This window comes from Alteromonas gracilis, assembly GCF_036870955.2.
In the GTDB taxonomy this organism is placed as follows: domain Bacteria; phylum Pseudomonadota; class Gammaproteobacteria; order Enterobacterales; family Alteromonadaceae; genus Alteromonas; species Alteromonas gracilis_A.
Window position 1 is genome coordinate 2566125 of record NZ_CP145482.2, and the last position, 13769, is coordinate 2579893.

General features: G+C 46.5%; 11 protein-coding genes and 1 pseudogene. 3 read left to right on the plus strand and 9 right to left on the minus strand.

Going from position 1 to position 13769, the window contains the following annotated elements; genetic code table 11:
• The first annotated feature begins 84 nt into the window (after window positions 1–84).
• Complete coding sequence (locus V6N89_RS12375; protein ID WP_338517786.1) at window positions 85–1512, plus strand: alpha-amylase family protein; 1428 nt, start codon at window positions 85–87, stop codon at window positions 1510–1512.
• 115 nt (window positions 1513–1627) lie between these two features.
• On the opposite strand, the gene V6N89_RS12380 is transcribed toward V6N89_RS12375, so the two are convergent.
• The 4 genes from V6N89_RS12380 to V6N89_RS12395 are packed head-to-tail and all read right to left on the minus strand — an operon-like array spanning window position 1628 to window position 5634.
• Window positions 1628–2602 (minus strand): NADPH:quinone oxidoreductase family protein, encoded by a 975-nt coding sequence (locus tag V6N89_RS12380; RefSeq protein WP_338517787.1) that lies wholly within the window; start codon window positions 2600–2602, stop codon window positions 1628–1630.
• A gap of 45 nt (window positions 2603–2647) precedes the next feature.
• A complete protein-coding gene (locus V6N89_RS12385) occupies window positions 2648–3706 on the minus strand; it encodes a phosphotransferase family protein (RefSeq protein ID WP_338517788.1) in 1059 nt (352 codons plus the stop codon).
• A gap of 9 nt (window positions 3707–3715) precedes the next feature.
• On the minus strand, window positions 3716–4936 hold the full coding sequence (locus tag V6N89_RS12390) for an acyl-CoA dehydrogenase family protein (RefSeq protein WP_346992750.1): 1221 nt from the start codon (window positions 4934–4936) through the stop codon (window positions 3716–3718).
• An 11-nt stretch (window positions 4937–4947) separates the two neighbouring features.
• The gene (locus tag V6N89_RS12395) at window positions 4948–5634 is read right to left on the minus strand and encodes a histidine phosphatase family protein (RefSeq protein ID WP_338517789.1); all 687 of its coding nucleotides are present in this window, start codon (window positions 5632–5634) and stop codon (window positions 4948–4950) included.
• Between the two features lie 340 nt (window positions 5635–5974).
• Between V6N89_RS12395 and V6N89_RS12400 the strand changes: the two are divergent.
• Window positions 5975–8527: pseudogene (locus tag V6N89_RS12400) on the plus strand (TonB-dependent receptor).
• 4 nt (window positions 8528–8531) lie between these two features.
• Here the strand turns inward: V6N89_RS12400 and V6N89_RS12405 are convergent.
• The 4 genes from V6N89_RS12405 to V6N89_RS12420 form a co-directional block, all read right to left on the minus strand.
• The gene (locus tag V6N89_RS12405) at window positions 8532–9536 is read right to left on the minus strand and encodes an XdhC family protein (protein ID WP_346992751.1); all 1005 of its coding nucleotides are present in this window, start codon (window positions 9534–9536) and stop codon (window positions 8532–8534) included.
• A gap of 17 nt (window positions 9537–9553) precedes the next feature.
• A complete protein-coding gene (locus tag V6N89_RS12410) occupies window positions 9554–9907 on the minus strand; it encodes a DsbA family protein (protein ID WP_346992752.1) in 354 nt (117 codons plus the stop codon).
• 32 nt (window positions 9908–9939) lie between these two features.
• Window positions 9940–10194: a DsbA family protein gene (locus V6N89_RS12415; protein ID WP_346992753.1), complete on the minus strand. Its 255-nt coding sequence runs from the start codon at window positions 10192–10194 to the stop codon at window positions 9940–9942.
• Window positions 10195–10422: 228 nt separating this feature from the next.
• Window positions 10423–11199 carry an SGNH/GDSL hydrolase family protein gene (locus V6N89_RS12420; RefSeq protein WP_346992754.1) on the minus strand — a complete coding sequence of 259 codons (777 nt, stop codon included), beginning with the start codon at window positions 11197–11199 and terminating at the stop codon, window positions 10423–10425.
• Between the two features lie 78 nt (window positions 11200–11277).
• On the opposite strand from V6N89_RS12420, the gene hemN reads away from it, so the two are divergent.
• Window positions 11278–12651: an oxygen-independent coproporphyrinogen III oxidase gene (hemN, locus tag V6N89_RS12425; RefSeq protein WP_338517796.1), complete on the plus strand. Its 1374-nt coding sequence runs from the start codon at window positions 11278–11280 to the stop codon at window positions 12649–12651.
• Window positions 12652–12694: 43 nt separating this feature from the next.
• Here hemN and V6N89_RS12430 read toward each other — a convergent pair whose 3' ends face one another.
• Window positions 12695–13768: an ATP-binding cassette domain-containing protein gene (locus V6N89_RS12430; protein WP_338517797.1), complete on the minus strand. Its 1074-nt coding sequence runs from the start codon at window positions 13766–13768 to the stop codon at window positions 12695–12697.
• Window position 13769: the final 1 nt, after the last annotated feature.

Consider the following 13769-nt stretch of genomic DNA (forward strand, 5'->3'; position numbering starts at 1 on the left):
GAATACGTATGCACCACGTTTAAAAATTGAAAACAGAATGTAAACATGATGTTGATGTAATTTTTATTTCAACAGGACACATCAATGAACATTGAACGTATCAAAACTCGCTCAACAAGTGCACTTGCCGCAAGTTTGCTTTTGAGCACCCTTAGTTTTCAAAGCAGTGCAGATGTCATATTGCACGCCTTCAACTGGCAGTATGATGATGTTGCCGCAAGAGCCCAAGAAATTGCTGATTTAGGCTATAAAAAAGTTCTAGTATCCCCTGCTTATAAGTCAACAGGCGATCAATGGTGGGCACGATATCAACCACAAGACTACCGCGTTATCGACAATCCATTGGGTGACACGGATGATTTTCGCGATATGGTCAATGCGCTAAACGCAGTAGGTATCGAAACATACGCTGACATTGTATTTAACCACATGGCAAATGAAGCCTGGAAACGTTCAGACTTAAACTATCCTGGTAGTGAAGTGTTGGCCCAATATGCCGCCAACGAAACCTACTACGATAGCATTACCTTATTTGGTGACGTAAGTAATGGTCTGTTTGGTGGGGGCGACTTTCACGGGACATTCGACCAAGGCGGCCCAAAGTGTATTAGTAACTACAGCGACGTAGGCGATGTGCAATACAATCGTCTGTGTGGCGCACCACCTGATCCAGGCCTACCTGATTTAGACCCTAACAACTGGGTAGTAAGTCAGCAGAAGGCATATTTGCAGATGCTAAAAAATATGGGCGTCACTGGTTTTCGTGTCGACGCCGCAAAACACATGACGAATTATCACATTAATGCCGTATTCGACAGCACCATCAAAAATGGCGTACATGTTTTTGGCGAGATAATTACAACAGGCGGTGCTGGCAGCGGCGAATACGATAACTTTCTTGCTCCCTACCTCTCTGACACTGGGCACTCAGCGTACGACTTTCCGTTGTTTGCACAAATCCGAAGTGCCTTTAGTTTCGGCGGCTCTATGAATTCACTGGTCGACCCTGGCGCATACGGTCAAGCTCTCGCGGGTGATAAAGCTATTACTTTTAGCATCACCCATGACATCCCCTTAAACGATGGTTTCCGTTATCAATTGATGGATCCAACCGATGAGTTTCTTGCCAATGTCTACGTGCTTGGCCGAAATGGCGGTGTGCCTCTGATGTACTCTGACAACAATGAAAGTGGTGATAACCGCTGGGTTGATTTGTATAAGCGAGATGACATTAAAGGCATGATCGAGTTTCACAATGGTACACAGGGAAGCGGTATGCAGGTCATTAACTACAATGACTGTCTCATCTTGTTCAAACGCGATCACAAAGGTGTAGTAGGCATTAATAAATGCGGCAGTGGACAAGACGTATGGGTTAACACGGCGACCGACAACCTTTGGTGGTACAGAAACTACCGTGACACGCTAAGCAATGACGTACAAACCATTACAAGCCAATGGCACAAGTTTTATGTTCCCGGACGCAGTGCGCGCATGTGGCTGATGGAATAACTCACGCTGAGCGCAGCAAAAAAAGCCCGATGGACATTATTCACATCGGGCTTTTTTTGCTGCGCTCAGCGTTTTAAGGCAGGATTTTTAGCGAATTAACTCTAAGGTGCTCTTTCTAAGGTAATATCACCATCTTGCCTTTTACTTCGCGATTCATGACTTTAGCCATGGCTTTTGTGGCTTGTTCAAGAGGTAGAGCTTCGTCAACGACAACTTTCACTTTGCCCTGCACATACCATGTCAGTAGCTCTTTCATGTTGTCGGCAAACCCTTTGGGGTCGTGTTGAGTGAATGAACCCCAAAAAACACCCATTACCGAATAACCTTTTACTAGCGCTAGGTTGACAGGGAATTTAGGTATTTCGCCACCTGCAAAGCCCACAACAAGCAGACGCCCTTCCCATGCCATGCTGCGGCTACATGCATGGAATGTGTCACCGCCCACACATTCGTACACTACATCAGCACCTTTGCCACCTGTCACTTCTTTAAGGGTCTCTTTTAAGTCTTTCTCTTTGTAGTTAATAAGCACATCTGCGCCGTGTTCTTTCGCCAACGCTAACTTTTCTTCTGTTGAACACACCGCAATGACCTTGGCTCCCATGATTTTGCCAATTTGTACCGCGGCCAAGCCCGTTCCGCCAGCGGCACCAGTAACCACTAAGGTTTCGCCTGGCTGAAGCTTAGCTCTTTGCTTTAGCGCGTGGTGCGCAGTCGCGTGAGCCGTAACTAGCGCCGCACCCTCGGTAACATCAATGGGATCGGGTAACGGCATTACGTGTGTGGCAGGAATTAATGCCTTTTGTGCGTACCCTCCTAAATTGGATAATGCGATGACTCGCTGCCCTTCTGCTAAATGCGAGACGCCCTCACCTACCTCAGCGATGGTACCGGCTACCTCGTTGCCGGGAATGAACGGGAATTCAGGCTGCATTTGATACAAGCCTTGTACCAAAAGGCCATCGGGAAAGTTAACACCTGCAGCTTGCACGTTAACAACGACATGGCCTTTCTTAACTGCCGGATCAGGTACATCTTTACACTGAAGCTCATCAATTGGGCCAAAGGCTTCACATACGATTGCTTTCATGTTTTCTCCCTAAAAATTTAATGCGCTAGTCGCGCTGATATTCTGTTATGCATCTTGATGTATGGTTTGGTTCGCTATTTGCGCCAGTGGACGCACCATTGCACCTAATTGCATTGCCTTTTCACTCGATGCATTTCCGTCATGAGCGCGCTTCACCACGCCCTGCAAAATAGCCGCTAAACGGAAAAAGCTAAACGCAAGATAAAACGTCCAATTTTCAATGCCAGCGATGCCTCTTCGCTTGCAATAACTCTCGATATACGCCTTCTCACTTGGAATACCTAACGCAGCCCTGTCTAGTCCGCCTAGTCCTGCGGCATGGGCTATGTCACTGGGTAAACGCAGCTGCATACATTGATAAGCAAGATCTGCATAGGGGTGCCCTAATGTAGAGAGCTCCCAATCCAGCACGGCAACAACATGCGGGCGAAGCGCATCGCTCATGTCAAACATCATATTGTCTAATCGGAAATCGCCATGCACCAAGGACACCTGGCCATCGTCTTCTGGCAAGCTGTTCTCTAAATAGGTAATGAGCGATTCAATCTCTTCGATATGCTCAAGCTCTGAAGCGCGATATTGCTTAGTCCAGCGACTTAACTGACGCTCAAAGTAGCTTCCCGGCTTGCCGTAATCTGACAGACCCGCCTTTTCAATATCAACACTGTGCAGTGCAGCCAATACGCGATTCATTTCATCGTACATTGCGGTACGTGTTTGTGCTGAATCAATTTCTGGCAGCGCACTGTTCCAATAAATGGCGCCTTCAACAAAGGCCATAATATAAAACATACTGCCAATGACACTGCTGTCTTCGCACAAATGAAACGCTTTAGGTACAGGTACATCACTTCCCTGCAGCGCGTTAATAACTCGAAACTCTCTATCAACTGCATGAGCAGACTTAAGCAGCTTACCCGGAGGCTGACGGCGTAAAACAAACACGCCCTTGTCGGTCGTAAGTTTAAACGTTGGGTTTGACTGGCCGCCCGCAAACTTGTCGGCAGCAGTAGCGTGCCCCACTTCTGGGCACGCTGTTGATAAGTATTCATTCAGCGCAGATAAATCAATGGCATGCGCCGCCTTTGCGGTTTCCTTAGACACACCTTCTCCTTACGCGTTCTTTTCAGCAATGAGGTTACGGCCTAACTGCATCATATGTACTTGATCAGGGCCATCAGCCAGCTTGATGGTACGAGCATAGGCGTACATCGCCGATAATACAAAGTCCTGGCTTGTGCCTGCTGCACCGTGCATTTGAATAGCTTCATCAATCACATTGCAGGCCATAGTGGGTGCAACAATTTTAATGGCTGCAATTAAGTCGCGAGATATCTTGTTCCCATAGCGGTCCATTTTATCTGCCGCTTTTAACGTAAGTAGCCTTGCTTGCTCAATGTCACAATACATTTTGGCAATGCTTTCTCTTACAGACTGCTGCTTGCTTAATGGTTTACCAAAGGCAACGCGTTGTTCAACACGTTCACACGCCATATCAAGCGCGCGTTGCGCACAGCCAATAAGACGCATACAGTGGTGAATACGACCTGGCCCCAAACGCCCCTGCGCAATTTCAAAGCCGCGGCCTTCACCCAGCAATAGATTTTCTGCAGGAACACGAACATCTTCAAACAACACTTCAGCATGCCCAACAGGCTCATCGTAGTAGCCCATAGCAGACATGGGTCGTACTATGGTCACTCCCTTTGTATTCATGGGCACTAAAATTTGAGATTGCTGCTGATGGCGGGGCGCATCAAAGTCGGTTTTCCCCATCACCACCATAATTTGACAGTTCTCATTCATCGCGCCACTGGTATACCATTTTCGTCCATTGATAACGTATTCGTCACCATCACGCTTAATTGACGTTTCAATATTCGTTGCATCGCTTGACGCCACAGCAGGCTCGGTCATGGCAAATGCGGAGCGTATCTCGCCGTTCAATAGAGGTTCTAACCACTGTTTTTTGTGCGCATCGCTACCATATTTTGCAAGCACTTCCATATTACCGGTGTCTGGCGCACTACAGTTAAAGATTTCTGAGCTAAACAGTACGCGGCCCATTTCTTCACACAGTGGCGCATACTCAGCATTGGTTAGCCCCGCACCATACGGCTTGTACTCTTCTGGTAAGAACAAATTCCACAGCCCGGCATCTTTCGCTTTTTGCTTAAGCGTTTGCATCATGTCGGGCGTTTTCCAGCGTCCCTCTCCTGATGCGCTTTCTACGGCATGAATGTACTCCTGTTCGATGGGATACACTTCCTGTTCCATAAAAGCCTTGAGTTTATCCAAGAGCGCTTGTGTCTTTTCGTTATATTCAAAATTCATAACTGCCCCATTTAGCTGTAGGTAATGGCGTGTAACCTGTCCGTAACATCCAGGTGCGGTACACTATTAAAATTATTCAAGTGAAAGCCTTTAGCATTGGCATAACACTGAGAAAAGCTCGCATTGCGAATTTGAAGGTTCATATTAATAACAGTAGCATCGTCATAGCCTAAAATTTGTTTAAGCATCATGGCAATTGCGCCACCCGAGCTCACCACCAAAACACGCTTAGCGTCGAGCTGTTGAAGCTGTTTAAGCACCGCAGAAACGCGGTCTTCGAATGCACGCCATGTTTCATCCAAGTGTGCATGGTCAAGCGCGTCTTGCGACCAAGCAAGCATGGCTTTCTTAAGTAAACGGTAGTACTCAGAGGACGGTGCACCTTCTGGAACTTGTTGTTCGGGGTAACGGTGCAAATAGGCCTTTGCGACAGCCTGAAAATTAAACTCATTCAGCCCACTGTCAACGTTGGACTGAGGCAGTACATGGTTACTCGACGCAATGCCCGCGGCAATACCCTCTTGCGTCTCTCTGTGTCGCACCATGTCACCCATGAACACTGAGTCAAATTCAATATCGCGATGCCTAAAATAATCGCCAAGCCAGTAAGCTTGTTGCGCCCCTAACTCACTTAACTTGTCGTAATTTGCTTTTCCGAAGGATGCCTGGCCGTGCCGAACCAGATAGATATCAGTCATTTAGTGCCTTGATGTTATCAATATGTTAACTCTCTAAGGTCATAGTAAGGAAAGTGGCCTTATAAGTTTAATTGATATTTTGAATGGGCATGCATCATGTGAAGCTATGTGAAAGTGCCATGACTGTCGAGCCTGCGCAGTTTATGAACAACTTTCAGCATGTTAAAGTCAAAGTCGTGCAATATTGCTGCAATAGGTTATATATTATCAGTACACTAAAGGTGAACAGCGGTGCCATGGATGCACACACTTTGATGGAAAATGCATTGATAGGCTCTATTTTGATTAGAAGAAGAGCTTTTGCATTCGTGAATAGATTCGCAAACGAAAAAGAAAAACAATGAAGTTATCAACACACACACAACCGCTCCTTGCTATTTTGTCAGTTAGTGCACTTGTCTCACCAATTTATGCACAGAATATAGAGAGTGATGAAACCGCCTCTCTTGAGCGCATACTTGTGCAGGCACAAAAAACCACACAAAACATACAAGACGTTCCTGTTGCGGTCACTGCCCTATCTGGCAAAGACGTAGTGCAGACTGCAAGTCGTGATATTTTTGACTTACAAAATTACGTACCTGCATTCGCTGCTTTTCAAAGCCAAAGTGTCACAAATTCTGGTTTTTCAATACGTGGCATAGGGACATCTGCACAAAATTTTGGCTTTGAATCCTCCGTGGGTCTTTATGTCGATGGTGTCTATCGCTCACGCCAAAATGCGTTGATTAACGATTTAATTGATGTGGAATCAGTTGAAATATTGCGCGGCCCGCAAGGTACACTGTTTGGCAAAAATACTGCAGCGGGAGCAATGACGGTGACTTCCGTAGCACCTAGCCATGAACAAAGAAATGGTTTTGCAGAGGTCATGGTTGGCAACGATGACTTAGTAAGACTCAGCGCAGCATCTTCATTTTCTCTTATTGACGACATACTCGCGCTACGGCTGTCTGGCTTTTCAGCCAAAAGCGACGGTTTTATCGAAGACGAAGTTTCTGGGCAAACCCTGAACAATCGAGACCGCTCTGCGTTTAAAGCACAGCTGCTCTATACACCAAACAATGCAGTTAGCATGCGGTTAATAGCGGACTATGGTGAATTAGATGAGCGTTGTTGCGGCGCATTGACGTACCAAAGCAATATCCAAGCAAATGAGATTGAGGGAAAATTCGGTACCGATGCCTTGTTATCGCTTCCTCCCTTCAATGCAACCATTTACAACAGAAGCCAGTTTTATGACTTTAAGACGTCATTATCACAGGCGCCTCTATCTCGCATGGAAGATAAAGGCCTGTCACTGCAAGTCGACGTTGCGATTAACTCGGACTGGGATCTGGTAAGTATTTCTGCATACCGCGCATTTGATAGCCTAGACACCGTCGATACTGACTTTTCTAACGCAGATCTTCTTACGGCAACCAATGATGCGCGCCAGCAGTCTTTTTCTCAAGAATTAAGGCTGCACTATGACAGCGACAATGTACGCGCCATTCTGGGTGCCTATTACTTTTCGCAAAACCTCGACCTTACTTTTGACACCACAACACAAAGTGACTTCGACGCATTTTTCAACGCCGCAGCAGCCGACATACTGCCTCTTGCCAACGGGATAAATCAGTTGAGCGCACTAAGTGGTGGACTTATTGCTCCCGCGGCGGCGCCAGCGCCTGCGGGGACGGAATTTAAGCACAATGCTTATCAACAGCAAGACAGTATCGCGGTTTTCGCGCAAGCAGATTGGACATTAACCGACACGCTTAGCCTAACCACAGGGCTTCGCTTCACTCACGAAGAAAAAAGCATTGAAGGGCAATATTTCGAGCAAGGCTCTGGTATAAATGGTTTGCCTCAAGACCAAGCGCAATGGCCCAACGTGCCAGCCGCAATAGCCGGGCTAGAAAGCATTGGTGTGGCGCTGTTAAATGGTGGCTCACCAACCGCTGAAGCGCTTATGGCTATTGCGCCGTTTCAACAAGCCGGCTGGGGCTACTTCTTTTTGGGTTCGTCGGCAGTGTTACCAAGGCCAGACTTAAGCGAAGACCTTGAAGATGAACAGTTAACTGGAACGCTCAAGTTATCGTACTCTCCGGATGAAAATACCCTCACTTATGCCAGCGTAGCAACAGGGTTTAAGGCCGCGGTACAAATACAGACCGTATTTTGCCGTCTTTAGACCCGCTTTTTGACGCTGAAAAATCGCGCAGTGCCGAAGTAGGCATAAAACGTGATTTTCCCGAATACAGATTGAGAATAAATGCTGCAGCGCACTACACACGAATCACGGATTTTCAGGCGACTACATTTACAGGCAGCGGCTTTAATCTGCAAAACGCTTGGTGACATCGTAGTAAAAGGTCTCGAGATTGAAAGCACCTGGCTAGTGTCTGACAATACAGAGGTACATATCAATGCAGCGCGCACGCTTGCAAATTTTGATGATTTCGACAAAGGGACCTGTTGGGTTGCTTACACCTGGCATACTGGTATCGACGACCCTGGTCGTCAGCAGCCTTCAGATCCATTTTGCTCAAGAGGTGGCGATCGCGTCGGCTTCGAACCAGAAAACACCTTAGCAGTAATGGTTAACCATCACTTTAGCGTCAAACAATATCCGTTAACTGCCAGCCTAGATTATCAATACGTTGGCGACGTATTTTTAGACGACGCTAACGACCCTTACAAATATGCTGATTCGTATACGCTATTTAACGCGAGGATCAGCATGGCTATCCCACAATGGGACAGCGAAATCATAGCATGGTCGAGAAACCTATTTGACGAGCAATATGTGGCTCGAAGTGGGTTTGATGTGCCTGTACAAACTGGAAAAATCATGGCCTATCCAGGCACACCAAGAAGTGTTGGTGTGACCTTTAGAAAACGTTTTTGAGTCCTTACTTTTGAAGGTGTGCGGGTTTACTATGGAACAGTGCATGGCACTGTGAAATCACTGATAAGGCGATATGCTCAGGCAGTTCGCCACCTATATCAAAGCCCGCCGGACTGGCAAAATAATCGCAAAAGTTGGTGTGCGTTATACCCGCCAAATCCATGATTTCTTGTTTTCGATGTAATGGCCCAAGCATAGCAACGTAATGCACCTGCTGCTGACTCAGCACGTTGAGTGCTTTAGCATCTATTTCACGATGGTGCGACATAAGTACCGCAGCCTGAATGTTGTGCTCAGCCATGTGCAAAGCCAGCCCAGAAGGGTCTGTATCTTCTATAAGATAGTTAACTTCTGGGAAGTGCTCTACACGGGCTTGTGCGGGCCTTGGGTCCCACAGACTCACCAACCAACCTTGTTGATTCGCCAGGTAGGTCATAAACGTTGCGTCAAAACCACCACCTACGACGAGCAAGTGAATAGGTGGTCTCAATGGAACGGACAGCATCTGCGACTCGTTTTGCTTTGACAAGATGGCTTTGGTTGCTGACTTAACACCTAACTCAGCATCAGACGCTACCGATTCGCATGTAGCGACTGTACCTGCCACATCTGTGCGCCATTCACACCGTTTTCCCGACGAAAGTAAGTGGTTTACTTGGTCTAATGCCAAATACCCATTTGAAGCATTAAGCGGCACAAGGGATAGATGCACAACGCCGCCGCACCCCACGCCAAGTTTAAAGGCAATGTCCTCTTCATCTTCGTCATCGTAAACCGCGGTACGGCTGACACCATCAGCCATAACGCGGTGTGCTTTTTTCACGATATCGCTTTCGAGACAGCCGCCGCTCAAAATGCCTAGTTGATGCCCTGCATCACTGAACAGCATCATCGCGCCCGCTTTTCGATAACATGAGCCTTCTGTTTTAAAAATAAAACCAAGCACCCATTGGTGCTTGTCTTTCAGCGGCAGCCACTGATTTAAAAGATGGTTAAGATGATTACTCATAGACTTTCCATCACGCCCTATTGCTGTGCGCTAGCGGCTTGCTTGATAAACGCCGCCAAGGTTTCTGGCTCTTGAGCACCCGCTACCCCTTGATTACCTATAACAAACGTGGGAACGCTTTGTACGCCGCGTTGAAGCCAAAGCGTTTCTTCTTCTCGCACTTCAGGCGCATATTGCTGCGACGTCAACGCGTCTTTCGCTTCTTGTGCATTAAGGCCAATCTGTGATGCTTCTTCTACCAACACATCAATACTGTTGATATCTTTTGCGTGTGTGAAATAGGCGCTGAACAGCCTCAATTTCATGGCTTCTTCCAGCCCATTTTGTGCAGCAAAATGAATTAGCTGATGCGCCTTAAATGTATTTTGCATACGACTTTCGTCACTGAAAGAAAAGGTGAAACCTAAATCGTCACGGCTTTGACGAGCCTTGCTCTATTTTCTGCACTTTGTTGCTCGCTGATACCGTATTTTTCCATAATATGCTCGCGCAAATTTTGCCCTTCTTCTGGCATGGATGGGTTCAGCTCAAACGGGTAAAACTTGATATCAACATCGATGCCCTCAACCATTTTGATGGCTTGTTGTAGTCTCTGATAACCAACAATACACCAGGGACAAACTACATCGGATACCATATTTACCGTGACTTTTTGCATATTCGCTCACTTGATTGTGGGATAAACGCCAAAACAGCGCTTAAAAAATTGACAGTTGCGCAGTACGTTATCCATTTAAGTCCTGAACAGAAAGATAAGGGTACTGGCAATGCATACATTAAGTTACTTTACTACACCACAAGATAAGGTTACAAAAAGAAACTTCAAGTATTTTCTGGCCTAGAAAGACAAGACGCGCAAATAAAGCGATAAGTTTATGTGTATTTTTTAGTGTTGTCCGTATTCTTCAATAACACTCACCACCTGGTTTGCCCAAATAGCATATCCTGCTGACGACGGATGAAATCCGTCTTCCGCCATCAAACCGCTTTGCTGCATTTCACGCATGGTAGATGCCTTGTCCATGAGATTTATGGTAAGCATGCATGTGTTCGGTGTATCGCTGACATGTGCCTTTAATGCGTGGTTTAACAGCGCGGCGCGATAGCCTAACAATGCCCTCAAGGGTTGAGGGATCACGGGAAAAAGGTGTATCGGAGGCAACGCGGTGTAAATAATATGCGTATAGTTAAGCTGGTTTGTCAGGTGCTCAGATGTCGCACACAAATTCTTTTTCCAACTTGACAGTGAGGCAAACCGCGTTACGTCGTTGACCCCCATCGACACTAATGCAGAACATGTCGAGGGCGTCTGAAGCGAGGGCAAAAGCGACGCCACATCGCTACTAGTAAAGTAGGTCGTTGCGTGCAGCGAAAGGCCAGAAAAAGACAATGGCGTTAGCTTTTCAGACAGGTAACCACTTAAGGCATGTCTTTGTGTAGTGGCGCCAACACCTGCCGCGGCCGAATCACCGATAATGAAAAAATGCGCCTTATCTTGTGATTTTTGTTCGACGAATTCATCGCTATCGAAACGATATTCACGAGCCCCACTCGGCTCATCTAAACGCAGCGCTTTCTTTCTTACCCATACAGCTTGAAGCGCCAATATCGGCAACAACAACACAATAGTCATATTTAACAACATAAGTTTGAAGTAGATCAAAGCCTCTCCCCACCATCTCTGTAAAATTAGTTCTAGCGATACCAATCCCTATTTCATTGATACAAAAAGATCATCAAAATGACAACACCTGTACTGACAAGCCGTTCATCGTCGTTTATTAAAAAATACGCTCAGCACGCACCGCGATATACATCCTATCCTACTGCTTTAAAATTTGAGCCTGTTGATGGCGATATTTTGTTTGACGCAAGTACATCTAGTGGTGCAGACACCTTAAGCTTGTATGTACATATTCCATTTTGCAAAACACTTTGTTACTACTGTGGCTGCAACAAGCTGGTCACGCGTCATAATGAAAAAGCAGATGATTACTTAACGTATCTTGAAAAAGAAATGCTGGCGAAACACGCTATCACGGGTAACAAAAAAGTTGTTGCTCTGCATTTGGGAGGTGGTTCACCGAGCTTTCTAAGTGATACACAGCAAACGTTTTTGATGTATTTATTGAAAAAGCACTATACCTTTGCAGCCGATGCAGAACTCTCTATCGAGCTCGACCCTCGAAACGTCGATAAAGCGTATTTAAAAACGTTAAAAAATTTGGGGTACACCCGATTGAGTTTTGGACTTCAAGATACCGACTTTAACGTACAACAAACGATAAACCGAGTACAAAGCACCGCGCATATTGCAGATTTGGTTTTTGAAGCCCGTACGCTTGGCTTTAAGTCTATAAACCTTGATTTGATATATGGCTTACCCCACCAAACTCGCGACACATTTAAAACCACTATTGCGGCGACAAAAGCCATGCAGCCAGATAGGATCTCGCTATTTAGCTATGCACATTTGCCTGAGCGTTTCGCCGCACAACGCAAATTTAGTGATGCCATTTTGCCAAGTGCTGAGCTTAAAGCTGAGCTTTATAACTTTGCCGTAGATAGCTTTAAAGGCATTGGTTACGAGATGATTGGGCTAGATCATTTCGCAAAATCAAATGACAGTCTTGCTATCGCGAAGAACCAGGGTGTGCTGCACCGTAATTTCCAGGGCTATACCACGCGAGGCGAAAGTGACCTCTTGGGCATTGGTGTGTCGTCCATCAGCACAATAGGAAATGCTTTTGCTCAAAACCCGAAAGAACTTAAGGCCTACTATGCTCGTGTCGACGGTAATCTGCCAACAGCTACCATTGGGCTCAAACTAAGTCATGACGACCTTATTCGCCGAGATGTCATATCCGCGTTAATGTGTAACCTAATGCTCGACAAAACCGCTATTGCCCAAAAACACCACATCGATTTCAATAGCTATTTTGCACAAGCACTTTCTAACCTCGCCCCTCTGGAACGTGATGGATTAATAGCGCTTAACGACGATAACATTGTTGTGCCAGAACACGCGCGAATATACATCCGCGCTATCTGCGCACGTTTTGACGCTTATTTAAACAGTGATGAAGTACTTACGCGTTACTCCAAAGCAATTTAGAGGGCAGCACCGCGAGCGCAAGCAAGTGAGCGAAAGGAATCGGCTAAGGCAGTTTAAACCGAGCAAGCACAGGGGTACCAGCGCGAAGCGCTAGGCGCTCAGCTGAAAGTGCACTAACACTGGCGTACAATAATTGAGGGTTATGTGTTGCGCCACTACCTTCTTTAATTTGCAGCGTCAACAATACCTTGGCTTTTTTGCTATGGTCTTGCTCAACGAAGCCATCTACAGTCGTAATAGTACAAGGAAGTGTGTTCAAGATACTTGAGGTTGAGGTTTCATTAATCAACTGTACATTGGTGTCTATGCTGACATCGCAGGCTTTGACCGTAAACTTTGCCAGTTCAATGCCATCAGCGTCTCTTTCAACGGCCAGGCTATCTAGGCACACAAAGAGCTCTTCGTTGGCCACGCTTACGTGCGCAATATTGCCACTGCTGTCGCGCTCGCTTAACACACCAGTAATCAGTGCAGACGGCACCTCAATGTCACCAGCAGAAAATATCTGTTGAAGAACGGCACTAACTTCTCCATTTGATGTCACCTCACCATCTACAATGTGAAGCATTTCGTCACTAAACAGTGCCAAATCTTCGAGGTCGTGAGAGATGACCACACATTTCATGCTTCTTTTGGAACAGCTCGCTTTAAGAAAGCGATATATTTTGCGACGTGTCGCGACATCTATCGCGCTAAGAGATTCATCAAGTAACAGTACATCAGGACCATTCACCAGCGCTCGAGCGATAGCAACACGCTGCGCCTCGCCGCCAGAGAGTGTAGACACAGCGCGGTCCAACAAGTGTTCGCAGCAACACCCTTTTGCAGCCTCATGCAACGACATGGCATTCGCTTTTGCATGGCGGCTAGCCAGTGAAAAATTACCGCGCACATCTACGTGTGGAAACAGCATGGGCTGCTGAAAAACAATCCCCACTTTTGCACTGTGCATACCCCATTCTGCGCTGACTTGTGCACTAGGCTCAACGCCCGCTAGCGCGCGTAGCAGACTGCTCTTACCTGCCCCCGACGGGCCAGTTACACCTATAAATTGGGTACCCTCACTTAGATGAACCTGTGCCCTTATACGAGATGATAGTGAAACTGAGAACTTCATA